The following is a 25675-nucleotide window of genomic DNA, read 5'->3' as shown; positions in this document are numbered from 1 at the left end:
ACCCGGAACCAGGGGGGTCGGACACGAAGGAGCTCCTGCCATGGCCGCACACGCAGCGGTGCCCGTCCGGCGCTCATTCAGCACGCACGGCTGGGCCCTCCCGGCGACGACCGGCGTCCTGTACGGCCTGTACGCGCCGGTGATCGCCCGAGACGGAGGCGCGCTCAGCTGGGGACAGTTCTGGCTGGGCCTCATCTCCGCCGTCGTCGTCGCCGTCGGGATGTACGCCCTCCGGCGCTACGGCCACGTCCTGCCCCGCGAGCTGCGGGGCGCCGCCTGGGGTGCCTACGCGGGCATCGCGATCGGCTTCCTGTTCAGCCTCTCGGGCGCGAGCATCTACTCGTCGGTGCTGCTGGGGCTGATCGTGGGGGCGATCGCCGGCGGCTCGGCGTTCTACCTCTTCTACACGCACGAGGACGCGACGGGCCACCCGGCGCCGTACTGACGCCGCCGTACTGACGCCGCCGTACTGACGCCGTCGTATCGGCCGGGGCCCCGAGCGGGGCCCCGGCCTTTGCCTACGCCGCCCCCCGGGGCGTCGTCTGCTGGACCGACCACCGGTTGCCGTCCGGGTCCTGGAAGTAGACGAAGGAGCCCCACGGCTGGTCGGAGATGTCGCTGACCTCGATCCCCCGGGCCGTCAGGTCCGCGTGGGCCTCCTCGATGTCGGTGACGACGACCTGCATGTTGTCCAGCGAGCCGGGGGCCATCGCGGTGATGCCCTTGCCGAGGGCGATCGAGCAGGCCGAGCCGGGCGGGGTGAGCTGGACGAAGCGGATGTCCTCGCTGACCGTGACGTCGTGGTCGGCGTGGAAGCCGACCCGTTCGTAGAAGGCCTTGGCCCGGTCGACGTCGGTGACGGGGACGCCGATGAGCTCCAGTCTGATGTCCATGGTCAGGACCGCACCTCGCCCCGTACGACCACGACCGGGCACGGCGCGTGCTGGGTGACGTGGGAGGAGACCGAGCCGAGGACCGCCGCCTTGAACCCGCTGTAGCCGCGGTCGCCGACGACGAGGAGGTCCGCGTCGGCGGCCGCGTCGATGAGGGCCTGGGTGGCGTTGGCGCCGACGACCGTACGGGTGACGGTGGCGGCCTGCTCGGGCGTGAGGGTGGCGTCCACCGCCTGGTCGAGGATCTGCTGGGAGAGCTCCTCGGGGTCGTACTGGAGCGGGACGCCCGGCATCACCGACGCCCACACCGCCGGGTAGTCCCAGCTGATCACCGCCTGGAGCGGGCCCCCGGTGAGGGCGGCCTGCGCGGCCGCCCACTTCAGGGCCTTCAGGGAAGGTTCCGATCCGTCCACGCCCACCACGATCCTGCCGCCGGCCATCGCCGACCTCCGTTTCGTCGCTGCCAGTGCGCCGTCAGTGGACCTAACGTAACAAAACCGGTCAGTCCAGGCGCAGATCCGCCAGCTGCTTCTCGAAGGGGACGATCTCCTCGTCGTCGGTCCGCCGGGCCGGACGGGCGGCCACCGTGTCCGCGAACTCGTTGCCCGCCCGGGTGATCCGGGCCGGCAGCCCCTCGGTGTACTCGTCGCCGCCCGAGCCCCAGTCCTCCGAGGCCGCGTAGACCGCGGTGGGGGAGACGGAGGCGCGGAGGTAGGCGAAGAGCGGGCGCAGGGCGTGGTCCAGGACCAGGGAGTGGCGGGCCGTGCCGCCGGTCGCGCCGATGAGGACCGGGGTTCCGGTCAGCGCGGACGGGTCGACGAGGTCGAAGAAGGACTTGAACAGGCCGCTGTAGGAGGCGGTGAAGACCGGCGTCACCGCGATGACCCCGTCCGCCGACGTCACCTTCTCGACGGCCTCCTCCAGCGCCGCCGACGGGAAGCCCGTCACGAAGTTCTTCGCGATGTCCACGGCCAGGTCCCGCAGTTCGACGACCTCGACGTCGACGGCGTACTCCTGCTCGGCCAGCCGGTACCGGGCCGCCTGGAGCAGCCGGTCGGCGAGCAGCCGGGTGGAGGAGGGCGCGCTGAGTCCGGCGGACACGGCGACCAGCTTCAACGTCTGCATGGCGTCAGACCTCCTGGGTGGTGCGGGTGACGGCGGGGTGGAGCGGGGCGGTCTCCGGCACGCCGGCGGGCCGCAGGTTCGCGAACTCCTTGCGCAGCACCGGGACGACCTCCTCGCCGAGGATGTCGAGCTGCTCCAGGACCGTCTTGAGGGGCAGTCCGGCGTGGTCGACGAGGAACAGCTGGCGCTGGTAGTCGCCGACGTAGTCGCGGAAGGACAGGGTGCGCTCGATGATCTCCTGCGGGGAGCCGACGGTCAGCGGGGTCTCGCGGGTGAACTCCTCCAGGGAGGGGCCGTGGCCGTAGACCGGCGCGTTGTCGAAGTACGGGCGGAACTCCCGTACCGCGTCCTGCGAGTTCTTCCGCACGAACACCTGGCCGCCGAGGCCGACGATCGCCTGCTCGGGGGTGCCGTGGCCGTAGTGCGCGTACCGCTGGCGGTAGAGCCGGACCATCTTCTCGGTGTGCTGCTTGGGCCAGAAGATGTGGTTCGCGAAGAAGCCGTCGCCGTAGTAGGCGGCCTGTTCGGCGATCTCGGGGGAGCGGATGGAGCCGTGCCAGACGAACGGCGGGACGCCGTCGAGCGGGCGCGGGGTGGACGTGAAGCCCTGGAGGGCGCTGCGGAACTTGCCCTCCCAGTCGACGACGTCCTCCCTCCACAGCTTGTGGAGGAGCGCGTAGTTCTCGATGGCGAGCGGGATGCCCTGGCGGATGTCCTGGCCGAACCACGGGTAGACCGGGCCGGTGTTGCCGCGGCCCATCATCAGGTCCACGCGGCCGTCGGCGAGGTGCTGGAGGGTCGCGTAGTCCTCGGCGATCTTCACCGGGTCGTTGGTGGTGATCAGGGTGGTCGAGGTCGACAGGATCAGGTTCTCCGTGCGGGCGGCTATGTGCCCGAGGAGCGTCGTCGGGGAGGACGGGACGAACGGCGGGTTGTGGTGCTCGCCGGTCGCGAAGACGTCGAGCCCGACCTCCTCGGCCTTGAGCGCGATCGCGACGGTGTTCTTGATGCGCTCGTGCTCGGTGGGGGTGCGGCCGGTGGTGGGGTCGGTCGTCACGTCGCCGACGGTGAAGATCCCGAACTGCATCGTGCTCACCTCTCGCGTTTCCGAGTCGATCTGACTCAGTGGTTGAAGCTTAAACTATCTGCTCCAACGGCGCGACCCCCTCCTCTATTCCGGCCGCCCGTACCCTGGAGGGCATGGCCGGGAAGACGTACGACAACGAGCGCTGGAAGGAGCGGGGCGTGATGCTCCGCGTCTTCGTGTACGTCTTCGCCACGCACGCCTTCGCCGGCTTCGTCTGGCTCCTCTTCTACGTCGGGCAGAACGCCCCGAAGTGAGGGCCGCCACGTGCCGCCCACCTGCGCCCCTCACGTAGAGTCCCCGACGTGAACGCTGCGATATCGGTGGTGTCGGTCGTCGGGATCGGCGCGGACGGCTGGGACGGGCTCCCCGAGAGCGCCCGCCGCGCGCTGCGCGCCGCCGAGGTCCTGCTCGGCGCCCCCCGCCAGCTCGGCCTCCTCCCGGACGACTGCCCCGGCGAGCGGATCGCCTGGCCCTCGCCCCTCCGCCCCGCCGTCCCCGGACTGCTCGCCGCCCATGAGGGCCGCGCGATCGCCGTCCTCGCCAGCGGCGACCCCTCCTTCCACGGCATCGCCCGCACCCTCGCGGAGACCGTCGGCGCCGACCGCCTCCGCATCCACCCCCACCCGTCCTCCGTCTCGTACGCCTGCGCCCGGCTCGGCTGGCCCCTCGAAGCCGTCGAGACCCTCTCCCTCGTCGCCAGGCCCCTCGCCGCGCTCTCCGCCGCCCTCCACGAGGGCCGCCGCCTCCTCGTGCTCAGCGAAGGCGCCGACACGGCCGCGCGGGTCGCGGAGCTGCTGCGCGCCACCGGCTGGGGCGGCACCCGCATCCGCGTCCTCGAACAGCTCGGCGGCCCCGCCGAGCGGCTCCTCGACGGGACCGCCGCCGACTGGCCGCACGAGCGCACCGACCCCCTCAACGTCCTCGCCCTCGACTGCGCCCGCGACCCCGGCACCCTCCGGCTCGGCGCCGCGCCGGGACTCCCCGACGAGGCGTACGAGCACGACGGTCAGCTCACCAAGCGGTACGTGCGCGCCGCCACCCTCGCGGCCCTCGCCCCCGCCCCCGGCGAACTCCTCTGGGACGTCGGCGGCGGCTCCGGCTCCATCGGCGTCGAATGGATGCGGACCCACCGCTCCTGCCGGGCGATCGCCGTCGAGAAGTCGCCCGAGCGGGCCGCCCGCATCACCCGCAACGCCGACGCCCTCGGCGTACCCGGCCTGAAGGTCGTCACGGGACCGGCGCCGGCGGCGCTGTCCGGCCTGGAGACGCCGTCCGCGGTCTTCATCGGCGGCGGCCTCACCGCGCCCGGCCTCCTCGACACCTGCTGGGAGGCCCTGCCGCCCGGCGGCCGGCTCGTCGCCAACACCGTGACGCTGGAGTCCGAGGCGCTCCTCGCCCAGTGGTACGGCCGCCACGACGGCGAACTGGTCCGGCTCGCCGTCTCCACCGCCGTGCCCGTGGGCGGCTTCACCGGCTGGCGCCAGGCCATGCCCGTCACCCAGTGGTCCGTAACGAAGGGTTGTACCGACTCATGACCGTCTACTTCATCGGCGCGGGCCCCGGCGCGGCCGACCTGATCACCGTGCGCGGCGCGCGGACCCTCGCGAAGTGCGGGGTCTGCCTCTACGCCGGCTCGCTCGTGCCCACCGAACTGCTCGCCGAGTGCCCGCCGGACGCGAAGCTCGTCGACACCGCCAACCTCGACCTGGACCGGATCGTCGCCGAGATCGTCGCGGCCCACGAGGCCGGCCAGGACGTCGCCCGCCTCCACTCCGGCGACCCGTCCGTCTTCAGCGCGGTCGCCGAGCAGATGCGCCGCCTGGACGCGCTCGGCATCCCGTACGAGGTCGTGCCCGGCGTCCCGGCCTTCGCGGCGGCCGCCGCCGCGCTCAAGCGGGAGCTGACGGTCCCGACCGTCGGCCAGACGGTGATCCTCACCCGCATCGCCCAGCAGGCCACCCCCATGCCGGAGGGCGAGGACCTCGCCACCCTCGGCCGCAGCGGCGCCCTGCTCGTCCTCCACCTCGCCGCGCGCTACGTCGACCGGGTCGTCGGCGAGCTCGTCCCCCACTACGGCGCCGACTGCCCGGCCGCCGTCGTCGCCATGGCCAGCCGGCCGGACGAGGTGGTCCTGCGGGGCACCCTGGAGGACATCGCGGAGCAGACGAAGGCGGCGGGCATCACGAAGACGGCCGTCATCATCGTCGGCCGCACGCTGGCGGCCTCGGAGTTCCGCGACAGCCACCTGTACGACCCGGCGCGCGACCGCCACGTCTGCTGACGTCCACCGTCCGCTGGCGTGACGGAGGCCGGACCCCCACACGGGTCCGGCCTCCGTCAGCACCACGATCAGGCGTTGGGCCGCTTGCCGTGGTTCGCCTTCTTCTTCTTGCGGGCACGCTTCTTGTTGCCGCGCTTCGCCATGGGACTCCCTCTCTCTCGGGGACTCTGTCTGGGCAAGAGCCTAGGTTCAGGGCCGCGGTGCCGCATGTCGGTGCCAGGGGCTTGAATGTCCCCGTGACCGTCTACGACGTGGCCCGGGCGCTGCCGGGCATCGAGGAACTGCGCGACCACTCCCGGGGGCTCGCGATGCTGGAAGCCGTCCTGAGCCCGGAGTGGGAGGACCGCTCTTACTCCTTCGACGCGCACTGGTCGGAGACCGAGCAGCTGGCGTCGATGAAGGACGGCTCGGGCGGCGAGTACACGATCGTCCTCTCCGCCGCCGGGGCGTTCGCGCGCGTCTTCGACCACGAGTCGCCGCTGAGCCCGTTCGGGCCGCTCGCGGACGGGCAGACCTGGCCCGGGATCCTCGACGGGGTCCCGGAGGCCTTCCGGGAGTACCTGACGGAGCCCGCGTTCACGGACGAGGACGGGGTGCACGTGACCACCGCCTGCCTGTGGCGCGAGACCACGGACCCGGCCTGGCGCACGGGCCCCGTCGAGTTCCCGGACCTCGACGGCCACGAGGACCCGGACGGCTCCGGCCGCCTCCTCCACCTGCTCGTCGACCGCTCGGCGGAGGCGTACGCCGAGTTCGCCGAGGACTACTACGAGCAGCCGGTCGACCTGGAGGCCGTACGCCACGTCCTGGCCCTCCGGCCGCTGACCCCGGAGGTCGTGGCGGCCCTCAACCCGGAGGTGGAGCTCGCCGACCTGGCCGAGGACATCGCGGAGATCGGCTACCCGACGGCCTGACGGGTGTCCGCTCCCCACTCCGGAGCGAGCACCGACATCAGCGTCGCGTCCACCCGCTCGCCCTCCCACCGCAGCGCGCCCCGCAGGACGCCCTCCGGCCGGAAGCCGGCCTTCTCGTAGGCGCGGCGGGCGCGGGGGTTGAAGGCGTAGACCTCCAGCCAGATCCGGTACAGGCCGAGCGCCTCGATGCCGTGGCCGACGATCAGGCGGGTCGCCTCCGTGCCGAGGCCCCGGCCGACGGCGTCCGGGACGAAGGCGATCCGGAAGGCGCAGCTCTCGTTGTCGGGGTCCCATTCGTTGAGGACGGCCTCGCCGACGACCCGCCCGGTGGCCCGCTCGACGACGGCGAGGTCGAGCCGGTCGTCCTGCGCGCCGCGCGAGCCGTACCACTTCAGCAGGGCCGCCTCGTCGAAGCGCCGGTGGCTGCCGGTGAGCCGGGTGACCTCCGGGTCCTCGAACAGCGGCAGCAGCGCGGGCACGTCCGCCTCGGTGACGGGACGGAGGACCACCAGGTCACCGGTGAGGGTGGGCTTGTGCGAGAAGTCGGTCATCCGGGGATTCTCGGCGAGCGGCGCGGCGCTGTCGTGCGGTTTACGGCCCCGCCACCGCCGACCGCCCGACGACGACGCCCGCCCGGTCGATGCAGACGACGTCGACCGCGACCGGCGCGCCGCGCAGGACGGACAGGGACTCGTCGCGGGCGCGGGCGGCGACGAGGTCGCCCAGGGGCACGCCCGCGGCCTCGCAGAGGCGGAGGGCGGCGAGGCCCGTGTTGGCGGCGGCGATCTCGGCGGCGAGGGCGTCGGAGGCGCCGCCGGTGCGGGCCAGCTCGGCGAGGAAGGCCTTGTCGACCTGGGAGCGGGCCGAGTGGAGGTCGAGGTGGCCGGCGGCCAGCTTGGAGAGCTTGGCGAAGCCGCCGCAGATCGTGAGCCGGTCGACGGGGTGGCGGCGGATGTACTTCAGGACCGCGCCCGCGAAGTCGCCCATGTCGAGGAGCGCGATCTCCGGCAGGTCGTAGATCCCGGTGACGGTCCGCTCGGAGGTGGAGCCCGTGCAGCCGGCGACGTGGGTGAGGCCGCCCGCGCGGGCCACGTCGACGCCGCGGCGGATGGAGTCGATCCAGGCGGAGCAGGAGTACGGGACGACGACGCCGGTCGTGCCGAGGATCGACAGGCCGCCGAGGATGCCGATGCGCGGGTTCCAGGTGGAGCGGGCGATCTCGGCGCCGTCGTCGACGGAGACGGTGATCTCGACGTCCCCGGGGGCGCCGTGTGCGGCGGCGACCGCGGCGACGTGCTCGCGCATCAGCTGCCGGGGCACGGGGTTGATCGCGGGTTCGCCGACCTCCAGCGGGAGGCCGGGCAGGGTGACGGTGCCGACGCCGGGGCCCGCGCGGAAGACCACGCCCGAACCCGGCGGCAGGAGCCGTACCGTCGAGCGGATCACGGCCCCGTGCGTGACGTCCGGGTCGTCGCCGGCGTCCTTGACGACGGCGGCCATGGCGGAGCCGTCCTCAAGGGCCTCGGCCGTCAGCGCGAAGGACGGCGTCTGGCCCTTCGGGAGGGTGATCGTCACCGGGTCGGGGAAGTCGCCGGTGAGCAGCGCGGTGTACGCGGCGGTGGTGGCCGCCGTCGCGCAGGCACCGGTCGTCCATCCCGGCCGGAGGCCGGTGTGCTTGAGTTGGGCCTCACGCCCGCCGCCTGAAGTCACGAAGAGGCTCCTGTGCACGTACTCATTCTCGGCGGGACCACCGAGGCCCGCGCCCTCGCCGGACTGCTGCACGGCGAGGTCCGGGTCACCAGCTCCCTCGCGGGCCGGGTGGCGAGCCCCCGGCTGCCGGCGGGCGAGGTCCGGATCGGCGGGTTCGGGGGTGTCGACGGGCTCGTGGAGTGGCTGGCCGGGCACGCCGTGGACGCGGTCATCGACGCCACCCATCCCTTCGCCGAGCGGATCAGCTTCAACGCGGCCCGGGCGGCCGCCACCGCCCATGTTCCCCTGTTGGCGCTGCGGCGCCCCGGCTGGGTCCCGGGGGAGGGCGACGACTGGCGTTCCGTGGCGTCCCTGGAGGAGGCGGCGCGGGCCCTGGACGGGTTCGGCGACCGGGTCTTCCTGACGACCGGCCGCATGGGCCTGGCGGCCTTCGCGGCCTGCCCGCAGTGGTTCCTGGTCCGCTCGGTGGACGCCCCGGACGTCCCGATGCCGGCCCGGGCCGAGGTCCTCCTGGACCGGGGCCCGTTCAGCCTGGACGGCGAGCGGGAGATCCTCGCCCGCCACCGGATCGACGTGGTGGTGACGAAGGACAGCGGCGGCGCGGCGACCGCCCCGAAGCTGACCGCGGCCCGCGAGGCGGGCCTCCCGGTCGTGGTGGTCCGGCGGCCCCCGGTCCCCTCCGGCGTCCCGGTGGCGGCGACCCCGGAGGAGGCCGCCGCCTGGGTGGCTAGCTGCTGACGGGCGTGCCGAGTTCGGTGACCTCGGCCCAGTTCAGGCTCGGGTCCTCGGCCCGGAGCATGTTCTCCCACTGGTCCACGGCGATCACGGTGTACATCACGTTCTCGCCGTCCGCCTCGCTCGGGTGCAGGAACGAGGTGGCCGTCTTGGAGAGGTACTCGACGCGGTGGGCCAGCCAGACGGTGCCGCCGTCGCCGTCGTCGTACTTCTCGGCCCGGTAGACCTCGTACCGCTTGAGGTCGGGCTCCGTGCTCGCGTCCCACTCGACGAGCACGCCGTCCTCGCGCGGCGTCGCCTTGACGCCGGTGACGGGCGCCGGGGCGATCAGGTCGCCCTCGGTCGTGACCACGGCCTCGGCGGAGGCCGGGGACTCGTGGCCGGCGCGGTCCACGGCCGTGACCGTGTACCGGTACGTCGTGCCGTGCCAGAGGCCGTTCTCGTCGGTGTACGAGGGGGTGGAGGCGGTTCCGATGAGGGAGCCGCCGCGGTAGACGCGGTAGGAGGCCACGTCGGTGTCCGCCGGGGCGGTCCAGCTCAGGGCGAAGCCCCGGATGTGGCTGCCGGTGTCCACGGCCGTCAGGTCCTTCGGAGCCCCGGGCGCGTAGTCGCCGCGCGTGACGGCGACGGCGGTGCGGGCCGAGGCGTTGCCGGCGGCGTCGACGGCCGAGACCCAGTACGTGTAGCCGGTCCGCTCGGTGGCGGCGGTGTCCTTCCAGGTGGCGCTGGTGACGCCGGTCGCGACCTGGGCGACGGGGTCGGTGGTGCCGGTGCGCTGCCGGTGGACGGTGTACGTCGCCGCGCCGGTGACCGGCTGCCAGGCCAGGACGACGCCGGTGTAGCCGTCGGACGCGGCCACGCCCGCCGGGGCGGCGGTCGGGGTCCTGTCCACGGACACGACGGTCAGGTCGGCGCCGCCCGGGGACTCGTTGCCGGCCTTGTCGACGGCGCGGAGCTCGTACAGGTACGTCTGGCCGGTCGCGGGCGGGGTGTCGACGTACGAGGCGGCCGTGACCGGGGCGGTGGCGCTGCTGACCCTCGTCCAGGTGGTGGAGGTGCCGAGGCGCCGGTAGACGCGGTAGCCGGCGAGGTCCATCTCCTTGTTCGCCGCCCAGCGCAGGGTGACCTTGTTCAGGGTCTTGTCGTACGCGACGGTGGCGCCGGCCGGCGCGAGCGGGCGGACCTTGTCGACGGTGGCCGAAGTGACCGGCGTATAGGCGAACTTGACGTTCGCGGCGCCGGTCCAGGCCGCGTAGTACACGGTGAGGGTGTGGCGGCCGGACGGAATGGTCAGGCTGACCGTCTTCGTCTGGGTGGTGGAGACGTTCCGCCACAGGTCGATCTTGCGGACGCCGTCGAGGTTGACGCGGATGCCGTCCTGGGCCGCGGCGGCGAAGGTGAACGGCCCGCCGGAGCCGAAGTCCCGGGTCACCGACCAGCGGACGGAGAAGTCGTCCCGCGGCAGCCTGCCGCCCGCCGGGTCGCCGTAGCCGTAGTTCTCGGCGATGGCGCTGTCGCAGGAGGTCAGCTTGGGGGTGCCGCTGAACGTGGAGTTGGCGAAGAACTCCGCCTTCCACACGGGGGCCGTGCAGGTGACGGCCGCGGCGGCCGGAGTGGCGGTGAGCAGACCGCCGGAGGCGGCGAGGGCGGCCGTGAGGGCCAGGGCGCTCAGCCGGGTACGAGTCATCACAGGGGGAGGGCCCTTTCCGGACCTATGGGAGGCATGTGAAACGGGGGAACTCCTGTGTGACTCCCGAGGTGGGGGAAGGGTTGTGCCCGCCCCCACCTCGGATCTCATGCCCTGGATCTCAGCCGTACCGCCGCGGCGTCCACGTGATCGTGCGGCCGTCGCCCCGTTCGACCGCCCGTGTCTGCGAGGAGCCGATCAGGAGGAGGGTGCGCATGTCGACCTCTGCGGGGTCCAGGGTCTTCAGGGTGAGGACACGGACCGACTGCTCCGGGCCGCCGACGTCGCGGGCGACGACCACCGGGGTCTCGGGGGCGCGGAGTTCGAGGAGGAGGTCGCGGGCCGCGGCGACCTGGTGGGTGCGGGACTTGGAGCCCGGGTTGTAGAGGGCGATGACCAGGTCGGCGGAGGCGGCCGCGCGGAGGCGGGCCTCGATGACGTCCCAGGGCTTGAGGCGGTCGGAGAGGGAGATCGTGGCGTAGTCGTGGCCCAGCGGGGCGCCCGCCGCTGCCGCCGCCGCGTTGGCCGCGGTGACCCCCGGGAGGACCCGTACGGGCACGTCCGCGTACTCCGGCTCGCAGGCCACCTCCAGGACCGCCGTCGCCATGGCGAAGACGCCCGGGTCGCCGCCGGAGACGACCGCGACCTTCCGGCCGCGCCGGGCCAGGTCGAGGGCGAACTCGGCGCGCTCGGACTCGACCTTGTTGTCGGAGCCGTGCCGGATCTGGCCGGGGCGGAGGACCGGGACCCGGTCGAGGTAGGTGGTGTAGCCGACGAGGACGTCGGCGTTGACGAGCGCGCCGCGCGACTCGGGGGTGAGCCAGGGCGCCCCGGCGGGGCCGGTGCCGACGACGGTGACCTCGCCCGTCTCCCGTACGGGAGGCTCCTGGTCGATGCGGGAGGGGAGGACCGCCACCGAGAAGTACGGGACCGACTCGGGGTCGACGTCCGTGAGCCTCTCCGTGCGCTCGCCCGGCATGAAGGCGCGCTCCACGTACCGCGCGTCGTCCAGCCGGCCCGCCCGCTCCAGGGCCCGCTTCACCGTCGGGAACGTGCGGCCGAGCTTCATCACGACCGCCGAGTCGGTGCCCGCGAGGCGGGCCGTCAGCTCGTCCTCCGGCAGGGTGCCGGGGATGATCGTGAGGACCTCCTCCGCCTCGCACAGCGGCTCGCCGAGCCGGGCGGCGGCGGCGCTCACCGAGGTGACGCCGGGGATGACGGTCGTGTCGTAGCGGTCGGCAAGACGCTTGTGCATGTGCTGGTACGAGCCGTAGAACAGCGGGTCGCCCTCGGCGAGGACGGCGACGGTGCGGCCGGCGTCCAGGTGGGCGGCGAGGCGGGCCGCGGCCTCCTCGTAGAAGTCGTTCAGGGCGCCCCGGTAGCCGCCCGGGTGGTCCGTGGTCTCCACCGTGAGCGGGTACATCAGCCGCTCCTCGACGTGGTCCTCGCGGATGTGCTCGGCGGCGATGGAGCGCGCTATGGAGCGGCCGTGGCGGGCCGAGTGGTACGCGATCACGTCGGCGGACGCGATCGCCTTCACGGCGGCGACGGTCATCAGGTTCGGGTCGCCGGGGCCGAGGCCCACGCCGTACAGCTTGCCGGTCACGGTGGTCATGCCTGGATCTCCGCTTCGTGGGCGAGGGCGTTGAGCGCGGCGGCCGTCATCGCGCTGCCGCCGCGCCGGCCCCGTACGACCAGGTAGTCGAGGCCGAGGACGTTCTCGGCCAGCGCGTCCTTGGACTCGGCGGCGCCGATGAAGCCGACGGGGATGCCGAGGACGGCGGCGGGCTTCCCGGCGCCCTTCGCGATCATCTCCAGGAGGTGGAAGAGGGCGGTCGGCGCGTTGCCGATGGCGACGACGGAGCCTTCGAGGCGGTCCCGCCACAGTTCGAGCGCGGCGGCCGAGCGGGTGGTGCCGAGCTCGGCGGCGAGGCCCGGGACGGCCGGGTCGGAGAGGGCGCAGAGGACCTCGTTGTCGGCGGGCAGCCGCTTGCGGGTGACCCCGCTGGCGACCATCTGCGCGTCGCAGAGGATGGGCGCGCCGGCCTGGAGGGCGGCGCGGGCGCTCGCGACGACGCCGGGGGAGTACGCGATGTCCTGCACGAGGTCGGTCATGCCGCAGGCGTGGATCATCCGGACCGCCACCTGGGCGACGTCGGCGGGCAGGCCCGCGAGGTCCGCCTCGGCGCGGATCGTGGCAAAGGACCGGCGGTAGATCTCCGTCCCGTCCTTCTCGTAGTCGAACATCCTGGTGCTCTCGCTCATCTCGTGTGGGTCGGCAGGCTGCGGGCCGTGGTCACTGCTTCGGGCAGGGAGGTACGGGGGGTGGGGACGCCGTCCACCAGATAGGTGTCGTCGCCGGTGGCGAGGACGTCGACCCAGGTGCCGTGCGGGTGGCCGCAGCGGCGCTCGCACCCGGAGTAGTGGACGGGCAGGCCCCCGCGGTGGACGAGGCCGGCGTCCGCCCGTACGTCGGCGAGGGACTTGGCGCAGCCGGGCCGCCCGGTGCAGCCGCTGACCCCGACCGAGGGCAGGTCGGGCCGGGTGACCAGGCCGTGCGTCTCCAGGCCGGGCAGCCGGTCGGCGGCGGCGCCGACGACGACCACGCCCCGCCAGGGCGTGAACCGCAGCTCTCCGGCCCCGTCGGCCAGGGCCCGCAGCTGGGCGGCCGTCAGCCGGCCGAGCGGGGCGAGGACGTGCAGGGCGTGCGCGCCGAGCGGGCCGGGTGCGGGCGGCGGGGACGCGGGAAGCGGCGGTACGGGTACGGGCTCCGCCGTGATCCCGGACCGCGCGAGGGCCCCGGCCCAGTCGGGCACGTGCGCGTCGGGCAGTTCGCGGGGCCGCCAGGCCCCGTTCCCGGCGGCCTCGGCGGCGTCCAGGAACGCGAGGGCGGCGGTGAGGGCGGCCCGGACGGCGTCGGCGGCGGCGAGGCGGAACGCGTGCGAACCGAGCCGCAGCAGAGCCGACCCCTCCGGTCCTGCGATCAAGCTCACATCGCCGCCGAGTCCGGCGACGTCCCCGCGCCCGTCGTCGAGGAGGAACAGGAACCGTCCCGAAAGGGACGCCGCCCGGGGCTCCGCGCAGAGCGCCGTGTCCAGTGCGCGCGCCCACAACTGCACGTCCGCGTACCCGAGTCCGTCGAGTCCCGCGCCGGGCGAGGCCACGATGTTGCGGACGCGCTCGTGGGTGGGCGAGGGCAGGAGGTCCGCCCCGGCCAGAAGGCCGGCCAGTTCCGCCCCGCAGCCCTCGCCGAGGCCGCGCAGCTCCGCGTTGCCGCGCGAGGTGATGCTGATCCGCCCGTCGCCCAGGGTCTCGGCGGCCCGGGCCAGGACCTCGACCTGACGGACCGTCAAACACCCGGCGGGCAGGCGCAGTCGGGCCAGGCGACCGTCGTCGGCGGGGTGCAGGCGCAGCGCCCCGGGGCAGGCGTCGCCACGGTCCCGTATGCGAGCTTCGCCCGGTCGGGGCGTCGGGGGCGGGGTGGGCGGCATGGCGGCGAGCATACCCACGGGGAACCGGCTGACCACCGGGTGTGATCCGGCCGACTCTCCCGCTCCCTCCGGCCGGTGTGATCCGGCCGACGCCCTCGCTCCCTGGGTCCGGTCGGCGGCACGTTCTAGGATGCAGACCGGCATGGGGTCCCAGGACCCCGGGGAGGAAGCCCGGTGAGAATCCGGCGCGGTCCCGCCACTGTGAGCCCGTACCCGCGAGGGGACGGGTGAGTCAGGAACTCCCGCCGTCCATACGACCACCCGGGGCGCGGACAACCCCGAGGAAGGGCCTGAGCTCGCCATGCTCCTGCTGCTGTCGCACTCCGACACCGACCTGCTCAGCGCCCGTGCGGCCGGGGGGCCGGTGGAGTACCGCTTCGCCAACCCCTCCCGCCTCCCCCTCGCCGACCTCCCCGGGCTGCTCGACGGCGCCGACCTGGTCGTCGTCCGGCTCCTCGGCGGCGTCCGCTCCTGGCAGGAGGGCCTCGACGCGATCCGCGCCGCCGGGAAGCCGGTCGTCGTGCTCAGCGGCGAACAGGCCCCCGACGCCCAGCTCATGGAGGCCTCCACCGTCCCCGTCGGCGTCGCCACCGAGGCGCACGCCTATCTGGCGCACGGCGGCCCGGCCAACCTGGAGCACCTGGCCCGCTTCCTCTCCGACACCGTCCTGCTCACCGGCCACGGCTTCGACGCCCCGGCCGCCGCCCCCACCTGGGGCCCCCTGGAGCGGACGGCCAGGGCCACCGGGACCGGCCCGACCGTCGCCGTGCTCTACTACCGCGCCCACCACATGAGCGGGAACACCGCCTTCGTCGACGCCCTCTGCGGCGCCATCGAGGACGCCGGGGCCCGCGCCCTCCCGCTGTACGTGGCGTCCCTGCGCGCCCCCGAGGCCGAGCTGATCTCCGTCCTGCGCGGGGCCGACGCGATCGTCACGACCGTCCTCGCCGCCGGTGGCACCAAGCCCGCCGAGGCGCAGGCCGGCGGCGACGAGGAGGCCTGGGACGCGGGCGCGCTCGCCGCGCTCGACGTGCCGATCCTCCAGGCCCTGTGCCTGACCGGCTCGCGGTCCGCGTGGGAGGAGAACGACGAGGGCCTCTCCCCGCTGGACGCCGCCAGCCAGGTCGCCGTGCCCGAGTTCGACGGCCGGCTCATCACCGTTCCCTTCTCCTTCAAGGAGATCGACGAGGACGGCCTGCCCGCGTACGTCGCCGACGCCGAGCGCGCGGCCCGCGTCGCCGGGATCGCCGTCCGACACGCCCGGCTCCGCCACATCCCGAACGCCGAGAAGAGGCTGGCGCTCGTCCTCTCCGCGTACCCGACGAAGCACTCCCGCATCGGCAACGCCGTCGGCCTCGACACCCCGGCCTCCGCCGTCGCGCTGCTGCGCCGCCTGATCGCCGAGGGCTACGACTTCGGGCCCGAGGCCGAGCTCCCGGGCCTGGTCTCCGGCGACGGCGACGAGCTGATCTACGCCCTCATCGAGGCCGGCGGCCACGACCAGGACTGGCTGACCGAGGAGCAGCTCGCGAAGAACCCGGTCCGCATCCCGGCCGCCGACTACAAGCGCTGGTACGCGACCCTGCCCGCCGAGCTCCGCGAGCAGGTGGAGGAGCACTGGGGCCCGGCGCCCGGCGAGATGTTCCTCGACCGTTCGCGGAACCCGGAGGGCGACATCGTCCTCGCCGCCCTGCGCCGCGGGAACCTCCTCGTCCTCATCCAGCCGCCGCGCGGCTTCGGCGAGAACCCGATCGCGATCTACCACGACCCCGATCTCCCGCCGTCCCACCACTACCTGGCCGCCTACCGCTGGATCGCCGCCCGCGCCGAGGACGGCGGCTTCGGCGCCGACGCCATGGTCCACCTCGGCAAGCACGGCAACCTGGAGTGGCTGCCCGGCAAGAACGCCGGCCTGTCCGCCGCCTGCGGCCCCGACGCGGCCCTCGGCGACATCCCGCTGGTCTACCCGTTCCTCGTCAACGACCCGGGCGAGGGCACCCAGGCCAAGCGCCGCGTCCACGCGACCCTCGTCGACCACCTCGTGCCGCCGATGGCCCGCGCCGACTCGTACGGCGACATCGCGCGCCTGGAGCAGCTGCTCGACGAGTACGCGCAGATCAGCTCGATGGACCCGGCGAAGCTCCCGGCCATCCGCGCCCAGATCTGGACCCTGATCCAGGCCGCGAAGCTCGACCACGACCTCGGCCTGGAGGAGCGCCCGGAGGACGACGGCTTCGACGACTTCCTGCTGCACGTCGACGGCTGGCTGTGCGAGGTCAAGGACGCCCAGATCCGCGACGGCCTGCACGTCCTCGGCGGCGCGCCGACCGGCGAGGCCCGCGTCAACCTGGTCCTCTCCATCCTCCGCGCCCGCCAGATCTGGGGCGGCACGCAGGCCCTGCCGGGTCTGCGCGAGGCCCTCGGCCTGGACGAGTCGGCCGCGACCCGCACCACCGCCGACGAGGCGGAGGCGAAGGCGCGGCAGCTGGTCGAGGCGATGGAGGCGGCCGACTGGGCGGTGGACGCGATCGATACGGTCGCCGCCGCGTACGGCCCCGAGGTCCGCGAGGTGCTGTCCTTCGCCGCCCTCCAGGTCGTGCCGCGGCTCGCCGCCACCACCGACGAGCTGGCCCACGCCGTGCACGCCCTGAACGGCGGCTTCGTCCCGGCCGGCCCGTCCGGCTCCCCGCTCCGGGGCCTGGTCAACGTCCTGCCGACCGGCCGCAACTTCTACTCCGTCGACCCGAAGGCCGTGCCGTCCCGGCTCGCCTGGGAGACGGGCCAGGCGCTCGCCGACTCGCTGCTCACGCGCTACCGCGAGGACAACGGCTCGTGGCCGACCTCCGTCGGCCTGTCCCTCTGGGGTACGAGCGCGATGCGCACCGCCGGCGACGACGTCGCCGAGGCGCTCGCCCTGCTCGGCGTCCGCCCGCTGTGGGACGAGGCCTCGCGCCGCGTGAACGGCCTGGAGCCGATCCCGCTCGCCGAGCTCGGCCGCCCGCGCGTCGACGTGACGCTGCGCATCTCGGGCTTCTTCCGCGACGCGTTCCCGCACGTCATCGGGCTCCTGGACGACGCCGTACGGCTCGTCGCGGGCCTCGACGAACCGGCCTCCGACAACTACGTCCGCGCGCACGCGCAGGCCGACCTCGCCGAGCACGGCGACGAGCGGCGCGCCACCACCCGCATCTTCGGCTCGCGGCCCGGCACGTACGGCGCGGGCATCCTCCAGCTGATCGACTCGCGCGACTGGCGCACCGACGCGGACCTCGCCGAGGTGTACACGGTGTGGGGCGGGTACGCGTACGGCCGTGGCCTCGAAGGCCGGCCGGCCCGGGAGGAGATGGAGACCGCGTACAAGCGGATCGCGGTGGCCGCGAAGAACACGGACACGCGCGAGCACGACATCGCCGACTCCGACGACTACTTCCAGTACCACGGCGGCATGGTCGCGACCGTCCGCGCGCTCACGGGCACGGCTCCCGAGGCGTACATCGGCGACTCCACCCGCCCCGAGACCGTCCGCACGCGCACGCTCGTCGAGGAGACCTCCCGGGTCTTCCGGGCGCGTGTCGTGAACCCGCGCTGGATCGAGGCGATGCGGCGCCACGGGTACAAGGGCGCGTTCGAGCTGGCGGCGACCGTCGACTACCTCTTCGGGTACGACGCGACGACCGGTGTCGTCGCCGACTGGATGTACGACAAGCTCACGCAGGAGTACGTCCTCGACGAGACGAACCAGGCCTTCCTCAAGGAGGCCAACCCCTGGGCCCTCCACGGCATCGCGGAACGCCTCCTGGAAGCGGAGTCGCGCGGCATGTGGGAGAAGCCGGACCCGGACACGCTGGCGGCCCTCCGCCAGGTCTTCCTGGAGACGGAGGGCGACTTGGAGGGGGAGGAGTAGGCCTGCGTGCCGCCGTGTGGGCGATCGTCCCGCAGGGCGAGGGGGTCTCCCCTGCTCGAGCGAAGCCGAGAGCTCGGGGGAGGGTGGGCACACGGGACGGCGCCCTTAGCGGCGCCTCCGCGTTCCGTGCCCTGACCCGCACCACGTTGTGCGCCGCACCGCACGTGCGGGTTCAGGCTCGGGAGCCTCTGGCGCCGTCAGGGCGCGGGTCCGTTGTGCCCACCCGTTCCGCCCTGCGGAACGATTGCCCACAACGGGGCGCGGAAGCGCAGCCCACAACGGGGTTCAGGTGCAGGCGGTGGCCCCGGAAGGCGGCGCGGAGGCGACGGTCGTGGGTCACCACGATCACCGTGCCCCGATAAGAAGCCAGCGCCGCCTCCAGCTCCTCCACAAGCCCCGGCGCCAGATGGTTCGTCGGCTCGTCGAGGAGCAGCAGATCGGCGGCCGACGTCGCCAACCGGGCCAGTTCCAGCTTCCGGCGCTGGCCCGTGGAAAGCAGCCGGACCGGGGTCGCCAGATCCCGGGCGGCGAAGAGCCCGAGGGCGAGCAGTTCGTCCTCGCGGCCCTCTCCGAAGGCCTCGCCCACCGTACGGGGGTCGAGGGGTGAGGTCGTGTCCTGGCGGAGCAGCCCGACCCGGGCGGGTGCGGTCACCGTGCCCGCGTCCGGGGCGAGTTCGCCCGCCAGGACTCGGAGGAGGGTGGTCTTCCCGGCGCCGTTGGGTCCGGTCACGAGGAGCCGCGCGCCCGGCGGCAGGTGCAGCGCGTCCAGGTGGAGCCGGCCGTCGACCCGGAGGCCGGTCACGGAGACCGCCGCGCCCTCGCCCACCAGGTCCGCGCGGAAGCGCAGCGGCTCCGGCGGCGGCGGGACGGGCGCGTCGGTGAGCCGGGCGACCCGCTCGCGGGCGGCGCGGATGCGGCTCATGGCGCCGTGCGCCCGTGACCGGGCCCGGAAGGCGCCCGCCCCGCTGAACGCGGCCGGGGCCTTGCGGGGGATCGCGGAGAACCGGTCGATGTGGGTGTCGGCCAGCGCCCGGTACCGGGCGAGCTCCTCCTTCCACTCCTCGTGCTCCCGCTGTCTGCGGGCCCGCTCGGCGGCGCGTCCGGCGAGGTAGCCGCGGTAGCCGTCGCCGTACCGCCGCAGGGTGTGGCGGTCCTCGTCCACCTCCAGGACGGCGGTGGTGACGCGGTCCAGGAAGACCCGGTCGTGGGAGACGGCGACGACCGTGCCCCGGTGGGCCCGCAGCCGCTCCTCCAGCCAGGCGACGGCCTCGTCGTCGAGGTCGTTCGTCGGCTCGTCGAGCAGCAGCAGTTCGGGGTCGGCGGCGAGGACGCCGGCGAGGGCCAGCCGTGCGCGCTGCCCGCCGGAGAGGGTGCCGAGCGGCCGGTCCCGGTCGAGCGGCGCGGGCTCGCCGAGCCGCCGCAGGACGGTCTCGACGCGCCGGCCGGCCCCGGCTCCGCCCCGCGCCTCGTACGCGGCGAGCAGTTCCGCGTACCCGGCGAGGTCGCCGGTGGCGTACAGCTCCGCCTCGGCACCGCGGATCGCCTCCTCCAGCTCCCGGATGTCCGCGAGCGCGTGGTCGACGGCGTCGCCGACGGTCGCGGTCGGGGGCAGGTCCAGGGTCTGGGCGAGGTGGCCCGTCCCGCCGGGGCTCTCGACGGTCACCGTGCCGTTGTCGGCGGTCTCCAGGCCGGCGAGGAGCCGGAGCAGGGTGGACTTCCCCGCGCCGTTGTCCCCGACGATGCCGAGGCGTTCGCCGGGGCGGACGGTGAACGAGACCCGGTCGAGCACGGTCCGGTTCTGCACGTACCGGTCGTCGTAGCGCTTGGTGACGTCGATGAATCGGGCACGGAACAAGGGCGACCTCCTGCCGTCGGGGACATGGACGCGAGACGTGGCGTCTCGCCTGAGTGGCGACAGTACGGCACTCGGGGAGGTCTGGCAAGACGATACGTCTCGTATCGTCGATGAGGGGGTCAGGCGGAGGCTATGCGCAGCACCAGCGCCGCCGCCGCGATCAGCGTCAGGACCGCCGCCGGTGCCAGCTCGTAGTCCTTCACCCGCAGGTGGGAGATGACCGCGCCCGCGAAGTAGAGCACCAGGCCCACCGCCGCGGCCTCGCCGAGCGCCGGGACGAAGAGGCCCACGAGCAGGCCGATCGCGCCCGCCGCCTTCGCGGTCGCGAGCCACGGCAGTGCGCCCTCCGGCACGCCCACCTTGGTCATGCTGCCGATGACCTGCGGGTTCTTGGTGAAGGTCATGAAGGCGGAGCCGAGTGAGGCGAGGGCGAGCAGGGCCGCGACGGCGGCATAGGCGATGAACATGGAGGTGCTCCAACGGTCTGGGGACGAAAACTGTTGAAGAGTATCAACGATTGATGACGCTCCACAATCGAGATGTTCTTGTTACCGTGGACGGCATGGCAGCTCTCCCGACCGATCGCCTCGGCTTCCTCCTCTCCTTCCGCGGCGAGCTCACCGGCGCGCGCATCCGCGCCGCCCTGGGTGTCGCCGGGCTGCACCCGCGCAACGCGATGACGCTGATGCAGCTCGCCCCGGGGGCCACGAGCCAGCGCGAGCTCGCCGTCGCGATGGGGCTCGACCCGAGTCAACTGGTCGCGATCCTGAACGAGTTGGAGGCGGCCGGGCTCGCCGAGCGCCGCCGCGACCCGGCCGACCGCCGCCGTCACATCGTCGAGATCACCCCGGCCGGCACCGACGCCCTGGAGCGCATCGACGAGGCCGTGCGCGAGGCCGAGAAGGAGCTCTTCGGCGACCTCACCGACGCCGAACAGGCCCTTCTGCGCGGACTGTTGGACCGCGTCGTCGTGGACCCGGCCGTCCACGAATGTGGCGAGTAGTCGCCAGAGGGAGAGCCTCACCGCGGAAGAACTCGCTGCGGAAGAACTCGCTGCGGAAGAGCTCGCTGCGGAAGAGCTCGCCGCGGAAGAGCTCACCGCGGAAGAGCTCACCGCGGAAAGCTGCCGAGAAGAACCTCGCCCGGGTGCGATGACTTCCGGGGGCGCGGGCCGTCTACCTCCATGACCGTCCCACCCTGGAGGAGAGAACCATGGCCGAGACCGACACCCGGACCCTGGACACCGTCGGCGCGACCCTGCGCTACGACGTGCGCCCCGGCACCGGGACCGAAGAGCGTCCCCTGCTGCTGATCGGCTCGCCCATGGACGCGACCGGCTTCACCACGCTCGCCTCCCACTTCGCCGACCGGACCGTCGTGACGTACGACCCGCGCGGGGTGGGTCGCAGCGAGCGCACCGACGGCGCGGCCGAGACGCTCCCCGAGGAGCACGCCGACGACCTGGCCCGGCTGATCGAGGCGCTCGGTGCCGGTCCCGTGGACGTCTTCGCGAGCAGCGGCGGCGCCGTCAACTCCCTCGCCCTGGTGGCCCGCCGCGGCGACCTGGTGCACACCCTCGTCGCGCACGAGCCGCCGACCGCGCAGGTCGTCGAGGACCGCGAGGCCGCCCTCGCGGCCTGCGAGGACGTCCACGCGACCTATCTCCGGGACGGCTGGGGCGCGGGCATGGTCAGGTTCATCGCCCTGACCGGCCACCAGGGCCCCCTCCCGGCGGACTGGTCCGACGGCCCGTTCCCCGGGCCCGAGACCTTCGGGTTCCCGTCCGAGGACGACGGCTCGCGCGGCGACCCGCTGCTCGGGCAGAACATGCGCGGCTGCACCTCCTACCGGCCCGACGTCCCCGCCCTGAGCGCCGCGCCGACCCGGATCGTCGTGGCCGCGGGCGAGGAGTCCGAGGGCCAGTTCGCGGCCCGCGCGGCGGCCGCCCTCGCCGGGGCGCTCGGCACCCCGCTCGCCGTCTTCCCGAGCCACCACGGCGGCTTCCTGGGCGGCGAGTTCGGGCAGCAGGGCGCCCCGGAGGAGTTCGCCAAGGCGCTGCGGGCGGCGCTGGCCGAGGGCTGAGCCGCCGGGAGGGGGCTCCTCCTGCGCGGCGGCGGCCGGTCACCGCGCGACAGATGACGGGGTTGTTCTAGCGGAGTACGAACAACTTGTTCTATGGTGATGCGAACAAAGGAGGTCTCATGCACCGCTCCACGCCCCGTCTCCGCGCCCTCGCCGCGCTCCCCTTCGTCGTCACCCTCGCCGTCTACCTGGTGCTCCTCGCCCTTCGGTACGACCGGCTGCCCGACACGCTCGCCACCCACTTCGGCCCGGAAGGCGGCCGCGCCGACGGCTTCACCGGCCGTACCGCCTTCACGGCCGTCAGCACCGGTCTGCTCCTCGCGCTCGGTGCCGGCTGGACCTTCCTGGTCCGCCGCGGCTCGCTCTGGGGCGCCTGGGCGACCGCCGGCTTCACCGGCGTCCTCCTCGTCCTCCTCGTACGGGACAACCTGGACGCCACCGACCCGGCGCAGGTCGACTCCCCCCTGACCAACCTCCTGTTCGCGGGGGCGACCGCCGCCCTCCTCGGCCTCGCCGGGTGGGGACTGACCCGGCTCGTCCCCCGCGACGAACCCGCCGCGGGAACCGGCCTGCCCGACGCCCCCCGGCTGCCGCTCGGCGCGGGCGAGGTCGCCGGCTGGAGCCGCGCCACCGCCTCCCGGCCGCTCACCGTCCTCGCGGTGCTCGCCCTCGCCGCCGCCCCCGCCGTCCTGCTCCTCGCGCCCCGGCCCGCCTCCCTGCTCGGCCTCCTCGGCCTGGTCATCGGGCTTCCCGGGCTCGCCCTCGCCCGGGTCAGGGTCACCGTCGACCGGCGCGGCCTCACCGTGCGGTCCGCGCTGGCCCCCCGGCCCCGCGCCCGGATCCCGCTCGACGAGGTCGCCGGCGCGAACGTCCGGGAGCTCGACACGGCCGCCGTCCTCGCCGAGTTCGGCGGCTGGGGCTACCGGGTCCGCGCCCACCGGACCGGCTGGATCGTCCGGGCCGGCGAGACGCTCGTCGTGCGGCGGAGCAGCGGCCGCGAGTTCGCCGTCACCGTGCCCGACGCGCGGACCGCCGCCGCGCTCCTCAACACCCTCGCCGAGCGGCATGGGAAGGTCTGACCGTGCTCTTCCGTGTCGACCCGGCCTCCGCCGTGCCCCTCGGCGACCAGATCGCCGCCTGCGTCCGGGGCGCCCTCGCCGACGGCTCCGCGGCGCCCGGCGAGCGCCTCCCCGCCGCCCGGGAGCTCGCCGACTCCCTCGGCGTCAACGTCCACACCGTCCTCCGCGGCTACCAGCGGCTCCGCGAGGAGGGCCTCATCGAACTCCGCCGCGGGCGGGGTGCTCTGATCGTCCCCGGTGCCACGGCCCCCGACCGCGCCCGTCTCGTCTCCCGCCTCCGGGAGGCGGCGGCGGAGGCGCGGGAGCTGGGCCTGACGGACGAGGAGTTCCTGGACCTGGCGCGTACGAGCCTGGGGTAGGTCCTGCCGGGAGGGCCCGGGGTTCAGGACAGCTCGCGGACCGGCGCCCCCGCCAGGAAGGCCTCGACGTCCTCGACCGCCTGGCCGAAGTAGCGGGCGTAGTTCCCCTCCGTCACATAGCCCAGATGGGGGAGGGCCAGGACGTTCGGCAGCGCCCGCAGCGGGTCGTCGCCGGGCAGCGGCTCCACCTCGTACACGTCGAGCCCCGCCCCGGCGATCCACCCCTCGCGCAGCGCCCGCAGCAGCGCCCCGCCGTCGACGAGCCCGGCCCGGGAGGTGTTGACGAGGTACGCGGACGGGCGCATCGCCCGCAGTTCGGGCTCCCCGATCAGGCCGCGGGTGCGGTCGGACAGCACCATGTGCAGCGAGACGAAGTCGCTGCCCGCGAGCAGGTCCCGCTTGTCCTTCGCGAGCCGGACGCCGTGCTCGGCGGCCCGCTCCTCCGTCAGGTTCGGGCTCCAGGCGGCCACGTCCATGCCGAAGGCGAGACCGATCCGGGCCACCCGGGCGCCGATCTTGCCCAGGCCGACGAGGCCGAGCCTCCGGCCGGAGAGGTCGGCGCCGACGGTCGACTGCCACGGCCCGCCCTCCCGCAGGGCCCGCGCCTCCGCCGGTACGTGCCGGGCGAGGCCCAGGAGGAGCGCCCAGGTCAGTTCGGTGGGCGGCTCGGAGCTGCTGGCGGTGCCGCAGACGGTGACGCCGCGCGCCCGGCAGGCCGCCAGGTCGATCGAGGCGTTGCGCATCCCCGAGGTGATCAGGAGCCGCAGCCGGGGGAGGCGGGCGAGGAGCCCGGCGTCGACCGGGGTCCGCTCCCGCATGACCACGAGGATCTCGCAGTCCTCGACGGCGGCGACGAGCGCGTCCCGGTCCGTGAGGTGCTCGCGCAGCACGCGGACGTCCACGCGGTCCGCGAGCGGGCTCCAGTCGGCGGAGGAGAGGGCGACGCCCTGGTAGTCGTCGAGTACGGCGCAGCGCAGCTTCATGACCGCATGATCGCGGATCGGGTCCGCGGACCCGGCACGGATGCCACACCCAGGGCGACAGGGGCGGCGACCGAAAGGAGAATTATCCAGAATTGTCACCCTCGGAAGGGCTGGTGTCATGGAAGCTGCCGGTGCCAGCGGAGACGAACTCTCCGCACTCCGGGCGAGAGTGGCCGCGCTCGAAGCGGAGAAGGCGGCCGCCCCACCACCCCACCACCGCGTCCGCTCCTTCTTCTCCGCCCTGCTCATCGTCATCGGCTGCGTCCTCGTCCCGCTCGGCATCGTCTCCACCTGGACCGCGGACCTCGTCGGCGACACCGACCGGTACGTGCAGACGGTCAAGCCGCTCGCCTCGGACCCGGACATCCAGGCGGCCGTCGCCACCCGCGTGACGAACGCCGTCATGGAGCACATCGACCTGCCCTCCCTCCTGGAGGGCGTCGCGCCCGACCAGCGGCCGCTGGCGGCCAAGGCCCTCGGCAAGCTGGGCGGCTCCCTGCAGAGCGCGGTCGCCAGCTTCGTCCACGAGCGGACCCAGGACGTCGTCGCCTCCCCGGCGTTCGAGACGATCTGGACCGACGCCAACCGGGCCGTCCACACCTCCCTCGACCGCGCCCTCACCGGCAGCGACGAGGGCGCCGTGAAGATCGAGACGAACACGGTCACCATCGACCTGGCACCCGTGATCGACCGGGTGAAGCAGCGGCTCGTCGAGTCCGGCCTCGACGTCGCCGCCAAGATCCCCGAGATCCACACCGACTTCACCGTGGTCAAGTCCGAGGACATCGGCAAGGTGAAGACCGGCTTCGCGCTGCTCCAGGCGATGGGCGTGTGGCTGCCGGTGATCGCGATCCTGCTCGTCGCCGGCGGTGTGCTGCTCGCCGTGAAGCGCCGCCGCACCCTGGTCGCCGCGGCCCTCGGCGTCGCCTTCGCCGCGATCGTCCTCGGCGTGGCCCTCACCGTCTTCCGTACGGTCTATCTGAACGCCCTGCCCGCCAACGTCTCCCCGGGCGCCGCGAGTTCCATCTACGACACCCTGATCCGCTTCCTCCGCACCTCGGTGCGGGTGTACGCGGCCCTCGGCATCCTGATCGCCCTCGCCGCCTGGCTCTCCGGCCCGAGCCGTCCCGCCGTCCTCGTCCGGGGCCTCTGGCACTCCGGCATCACCGCGACCCGCGCCACCGCCGACCACGCGGGCATGCGCCTCGGCCCGGTGGGCCCGTTCGTCCGCCGCTACCGCACCTGGATCACCTGGATCCTCGTCGCCGGGGCGGCCGCCGCCGTCGTCTTCTGGCCCCACCCCACCGCCTGGGTCATCGTGGGCATCACCCTCGTCCTGGTCTTCGTGCTCGCGGTGGTGGCCTTCCTGGCGGAGGAACCGGCCGAAGCGGCCCCTGCCGCACGTCCCCCGGCCGAGAGTCCCCCCAGCGCTCCGGCGTAGCCGACCGAAGCGGCCGAGACCGAGACCCCCGGAGCCCCTGGCCCCGGGG

At 73.9% G+C, this 25675-nt stretch carries 26 protein-coding genes and 1 riboswitch; of the genes, 12 read left to right on the top strand and 14 right to left on the bottom strand.

The window, feature by feature from the left end:
• Positions 1–40 precede the first annotated feature (40 nt).
• A complete protein-coding gene (locus tag GGE06_RS15640) occupies positions 41–445 on the top strand; it encodes a hypothetical protein (RefSeq protein ID WP_116160094.1) in 405 nt (134 codons plus the stop codon).
• A 73-nt stretch (positions 446–518) separates the two neighbouring features.
• Here GGE06_RS15640 and GGE06_RS15635 read toward each other — a convergent pair whose 3' ends face one another.
• From GGE06_RS15635 to GGE06_RS15620, 4 genes are all read right to left on the bottom strand, one after another.
• Positions 519–893: a VOC family protein gene (locus tag GGE06_RS15635; protein ID WP_116160095.1), complete on the bottom strand. Its 375-nt coding sequence runs from the start codon at positions 891–893 to the stop codon at positions 519–521.
• Between the two features lie 2 nt (positions 894–895).
• On the bottom strand, positions 896–1333 hold the full coding sequence (locus GGE06_RS15630; RefSeq protein WP_116160096.1) for a universal stress protein: 438 nt from the start codon (positions 1331–1333) through the stop codon (positions 896–898).
• 61 nt (positions 1334–1394) lie between these two features.
• A complete protein-coding gene (locus GGE06_RS15625) occupies positions 1395–2018 on the bottom strand; it encodes an FMN reductase (protein WP_116160097.1) in 624 nt (207 codons plus the stop codon).
• 4 nt (positions 2019–2022) lie between these two features.
• A complete protein-coding gene (locus GGE06_RS15620; protein WP_116160098.1) occupies positions 2023–3105 on the bottom strand; it encodes an LLM class flavin-dependent oxidoreductase in 1083 nt (360 codons plus the stop codon).
• Between the two features lie 113 nt (positions 3106–3218).
• Between GGE06_RS15620 and GGE06_RS15615 the strand changes: the two genes are divergently transcribed.
• Genes GGE06_RS15615 through cobM form a run of 3 tightly spaced genes read left to right on the top strand, consistent with a single transcriptional unit; the run spans position 3219 to position 5386 of the window.
• Positions 3219–3359: a DUF6126 family protein gene (locus tag GGE06_RS15615; protein ID WP_181924578.1), complete on the top strand. Its 141-nt coding sequence runs from the start codon at positions 3219–3221 to the stop codon at positions 3357–3359.
• Positions 3360–3407: 48 nt separating this feature from the next.
• Positions 3408–4640, top strand: coding sequence for a precorrin-6y C5,15-methyltransferase (decarboxylating) subunit CbiE (cbiE, locus tag GGE06_RS15610; protein ID WP_312883150.1), 1233 nt, complete (start codon positions 3408–3410; stop codon positions 4638–4640).
• Positions 4637–5386 carry a precorrin-4 C(11)-methyltransferase gene (gene cobM / locus GGE06_RS15605; RefSeq protein WP_116160100.1) on the top strand — a complete coding sequence of 250 codons (750 nt, stop codon included), beginning with the start codon at positions 4637–4639 and terminating at the stop codon, positions 5384–5386. The genes cbiE and cobM overlap by 4 nt, the downstream gene beginning before the upstream one ends.
• A 68-nt stretch (positions 5387–5454) precedes the next feature.
• On the opposite strand, the gene GGE06_RS44075 is transcribed toward cobM, so the two are convergent.
• Positions 5455–5529, bottom strand: coding sequence for a 50S ribosomal protein bL37 (locus GGE06_RS44075; protein WP_099895366.1), 75 nt, complete (start codon positions 5527–5529; stop codon positions 5455–5457).
• Between the two features lie 93 nt (positions 5530–5622).
• Between GGE06_RS44075 and GGE06_RS15600 the strand changes: the two genes are divergently transcribed.
• Positions 5623–6300, top strand: a complete 678-nt coding sequence (locus GGE06_RS15600; RefSeq protein ID WP_312883148.1) for a hypothetical protein — start codon at positions 5623–5625, stop codon at positions 6298–6300.
• Here GGE06_RS15600 and GGE06_RS15595 read toward each other — a convergent pair.
• Together GGE06_RS15595 and GGE06_RS15590 are read right to left on the bottom strand one after the other, a co-directional pair.
• Positions 6285–6851 (bottom strand): GNAT family N-acetyltransferase, encoded by a 567-nt coding sequence (locus GGE06_RS15595; protein ID WP_116160102.1) that lies wholly within the window; start codon positions 6849–6851, stop codon positions 6285–6287. The genes GGE06_RS15600 and GGE06_RS15595 overlap by 16 nt on opposite strands.
• Positions 6852–6891: 40 nt before the next feature.
• The gene (locus GGE06_RS15590; RefSeq protein ID WP_116165428.1) at positions 6892–8010 is read right to left on the bottom strand and encodes a cobalt-precorrin-5B (C(1))-methyltransferase; all 1119 of its coding nucleotides are present in this window, start codon (positions 8008–8010) and stop codon (positions 6892–6894) included.
• Positions 8011–8022: 12 nt separating this feature from the next.
• On the opposite strand from GGE06_RS15590, the gene GGE06_RS15585 reads away from it, so the two are divergent.
• Complete coding sequence (locus GGE06_RS15585; protein ID WP_116160103.1) at positions 8023–8748, top strand: cobalt-precorrin-6A reductase; 726 nt, start codon at positions 8023–8025, stop codon at positions 8746–8748.
• On the opposite strand, the gene GGE06_RS15580 is transcribed toward GGE06_RS15585, so the two are convergent.
• From GGE06_RS15580 to GGE06_RS15565, 4 genes are all read right to left on the bottom strand, one after another.
• On the bottom strand, positions 8738–10432 hold the full coding sequence (locus tag GGE06_RS15580; RefSeq protein ID WP_184931083.1) for a PA14 domain-containing protein: 1695 nt from the start codon (positions 10430–10432) through the stop codon (positions 8738–8740). The genes GGE06_RS15585 and GGE06_RS15580 overlap by 11 nt on opposite strands.
• A 121-nt stretch (positions 10433–10553) precedes the next feature.
• A complete protein-coding gene (locus GGE06_RS15575; RefSeq protein WP_184931082.1) occupies positions 10554–12047 on the bottom strand; it encodes a precorrin-3B C(17)-methyltransferase in 1494 nt (497 codons plus the stop codon).
• Positions 12044–12697: a precorrin-8X methylmutase gene (locus GGE06_RS15570; RefSeq protein WP_376773547.1), complete on the bottom strand. Its 654-nt coding sequence runs from the start codon at positions 12695–12697 to the stop codon at positions 12044–12046. The genes GGE06_RS15575 and GGE06_RS15570 overlap by 4 nt, the downstream gene beginning before the upstream one ends.
• Positions 12694–13935 carry a ferredoxin-like domain-containing protein gene (locus tag GGE06_RS15565; RefSeq protein WP_184931235.1) on the bottom strand — a complete coding sequence of 414 codons (1242 nt, stop codon included), beginning with the start codon at positions 13933–13935 and terminating at the stop codon, positions 12694–12696. The genes GGE06_RS15570 and GGE06_RS15565 overlap by 4 nt, the downstream gene beginning before the upstream one ends.
• Before the next feature lie 109 nt (positions 13936–14044).
• A riboswitch (cobalamin riboswitch) is annotated at positions 14045–14184 on the top strand.
• A gap of 40 nt (positions 14185–14224) precedes the next feature.
• On the opposite strand from GGE06_RS15565, the gene cobN reads away from it, so the two are divergent.
• Positions 14225–17827: a cobaltochelatase subunit CobN gene (cobN, locus tag GGE06_RS15560; protein ID WP_116160108.1), complete on the top strand. Its 3603-nt coding sequence runs from the start codon at positions 14225–14227 to the stop codon at positions 17825–17827.
• A gap of 172 nt (positions 17828–17999) precedes the next feature.
• On the opposite strand, the gene GGE06_RS15555 is transcribed toward cobN, so the two are convergent.
• Positions 18000–19682, bottom strand: coding sequence for an ABC-F family ATP-binding cassette domain-containing protein (locus GGE06_RS15555; protein WP_184931081.1), 1683 nt, complete (start codon positions 19680–19682; stop codon positions 18000–18002).
• A 119-nt stretch (positions 19683–19801) separates the two neighbouring features.
• On the bottom strand, positions 19802–20149 hold the full coding sequence (locus GGE06_RS15550) for a DoxX family protein (RefSeq protein ID WP_116160110.1): 348 nt from the start codon (positions 20147–20149) through the stop codon (positions 19802–19804).
• A gap of 95 nt (positions 20150–20244) precedes the next feature.
• Here GGE06_RS15550 and GGE06_RS15545 point away from each other — a divergent pair, with 95 nt between their 5' ends.
• From GGE06_RS15545 to GGE06_RS15530, 4 genes are all read left to right on the top strand, one after another.
• Positions 20245–20685, top strand: coding sequence for a MarR family winged helix-turn-helix transcriptional regulator (locus GGE06_RS15545; RefSeq protein WP_246532580.1), 441 nt, complete (start codon positions 20245–20247; stop codon positions 20683–20685).
• A 209-nt stretch (positions 20686–20894) separates the two neighbouring features.
• The gene (locus tag GGE06_RS15540) at positions 20895–21764 is read left to right on the top strand and encodes an alpha/beta fold hydrolase (RefSeq protein WP_116160112.1); all 870 of its coding nucleotides are present in this window, start codon (positions 20895–20897) and stop codon (positions 21762–21764) included.
• Positions 21765–21883: 119 nt separating this feature from the next.
• Positions 21884–22843, top strand: coding sequence for a DUF1648 domain-containing protein (locus GGE06_RS15535; RefSeq protein WP_116160113.1), 960 nt, complete (start codon positions 21884–21886; stop codon positions 22841–22843).
• Between the two features lie 2 nt (positions 22844–22845).
• Positions 22846–23202, top strand: coding sequence for a GntR family transcriptional regulator (locus GGE06_RS15530; protein ID WP_116160114.1), 357 nt, complete (start codon positions 22846–22848; stop codon positions 23200–23202).
• Positions 23203–23225: 23 nt separating this feature from the next.
• Here GGE06_RS15530 and GGE06_RS15525 read toward each other — a convergent pair whose 3' ends face one another.
• Positions 23226–24185 carry a D-2-hydroxyacid dehydrogenase family protein gene (locus GGE06_RS15525; RefSeq protein WP_184931079.1) on the bottom strand — a complete coding sequence of 320 codons (960 nt, stop codon included), beginning with the start codon at positions 24183–24185 and terminating at the stop codon, positions 23226–23228.
• A gap of 118 nt (positions 24186–24303) precedes the next feature.
• On the opposite strand from GGE06_RS15525, the gene GGE06_RS15520 reads away from it, so the two are divergent.
• Positions 24304–25626, top strand: coding sequence for a hypothetical protein (locus GGE06_RS15520; RefSeq protein WP_184931078.1), 1323 nt, complete (start codon positions 24304–24306; stop codon positions 25624–25626).
• Positions 25627–25675 lie beyond the last annotated feature (49 nt).

The sequence above is a fragment of the Streptomyces nymphaeiformis genome, assembly GCF_014203895.1.
In the GTDB taxonomy this organism is placed as follows: domain Bacteria; phylum Actinomycetota; class Actinomycetes; order Streptomycetales; family Streptomycetaceae; genus Streptomyces; species Streptomyces nymphaeiformis.
This window is presented reverse-complemented; position numbering and strand designations above follow the sequence as displayed.

Excerpts from the sequence above, each read along its gene's own strand:
- GGE06_RS15635 (WP_116160095.1), bottom strand. The coding sequence starts at position 893 with ATGGACATCAGACTGGAGCTCATCGGCGTCCCCGTCACCGACGTCGAC.
- GGE06_RS15575 (WP_184931082.1), bottom strand. The coding sequence starts at position 12,047 with ATGACCACCGTGACCGGCAAGCTGTACGGCGTGGGCCTCGGCCCCGGC.
- cobN (WP_116160108.1), top strand. The coding sequence starts at position 14,225 with ATGCTCCTGCTGCTGTCGCACTCCGACACCGACCTGCTCAGCGCCCGT.
- GGE06_RS15540 (WP_116160112.1), top strand. The coding sequence starts at position 20,895 with ATGGCCGAGACCGACACCCGGACCCTGGACACCGTCGGCGCGACCCTG.
- GGE06_RS15570 (WP_376773547.1), bottom strand. The coding sequence starts at position 12,697 with ATGAGCGAGAGCACCAGGATGTTCGACTACGAGAAGGACGGGACGGAG.
- GGE06_RS15545 (WP_246532580.1), top strand. The coding sequence starts at position 20,245 with ATGGCAGCTCTCCCGACCGATCGCCTCGGCTTCCTCCTCTCCTTCCGC.
- GGE06_RS15580 (WP_184931083.1), bottom strand. The coding sequence starts at position 10,432 with ATGACTCGTACCCGGCTGAGCGCCCTGGCCCTCACGGCCGCCCTCGCC.
- GGE06_RS15595 (WP_116160102.1), bottom strand. The coding sequence starts at position 6,851 with ATGACCGACTTCTCGCACAAGCCCACCCTCACCGGTGACCTGGTGGTC.
- GGE06_RS15525 (WP_184931079.1), bottom strand. The coding sequence starts at position 24,185 with ATGAAGCTGCGCTGCGCCGTACTCGACGACTACCAGGGCGTCGCCCTC.
- GGE06_RS15565 (WP_184931235.1), bottom strand. The coding sequence starts at position 13,935 with ATGCTCGCCGCCATGCCGCCCACCCCGCCCCCGACGCCCCGACCGGGC.
- GGE06_RS15640 (WP_116160094.1), top strand. The coding sequence starts at position 41 with ATGGCCGCACACGCAGCGGTGCCCGTCCGGCGCTCATTCAGCACGCAC.
- GGE06_RS15550 (WP_116160110.1), bottom strand. The coding sequence starts at position 20,149 with ATGTTCATCGCCTATGCCGCCGTCGCGGCCCTGCTCGCCCTCGCCTCA.
- cobM (WP_116160100.1), top strand. The coding sequence starts at position 4,637 with ATGACCGTCTACTTCATCGGCGCGGGCCCCGGCGCGGCCGACCTGATC.
- GGE06_RS15520 (WP_184931078.1), top strand. The coding sequence starts at position 24,304 with ATGGAAGCTGCCGGTGCCAGCGGAGACGAACTCTCCGCACTCCGGGCG.
- GGE06_RS15615 (WP_181924578.1), top strand. The coding sequence starts at position 3,219 with ATGGCCGGGAAGACGTACGACAACGAGCGCTGGAAGGAGCGGGGCGTG.
- GGE06_RS15620 (WP_116160098.1), bottom strand. The coding sequence starts at position 3,105 with ATGCAGTTCGGGATCTTCACCGTCGGCGACGTGACGACCGACCCCACC.
- GGE06_RS15630 (WP_116160096.1), bottom strand. The coding sequence starts at position 1,333 with ATGGCCGGCGGCAGGATCGTGGTGGGCGTGGACGGATCGGAACCTTCC.
- GGE06_RS15625 (WP_116160097.1), bottom strand. The coding sequence starts at position 2,018 with ATGCAGACGTTGAAGCTGGTCGCCGTGTCCGCCGGACTCAGCGCGCCC.
- GGE06_RS15535 (WP_116160113.1), top strand. The coding sequence starts at position 21,884 with ATGCACCGCTCCACGCCCCGTCTCCGCGCCCTCGCCGCGCTCCCCTTC.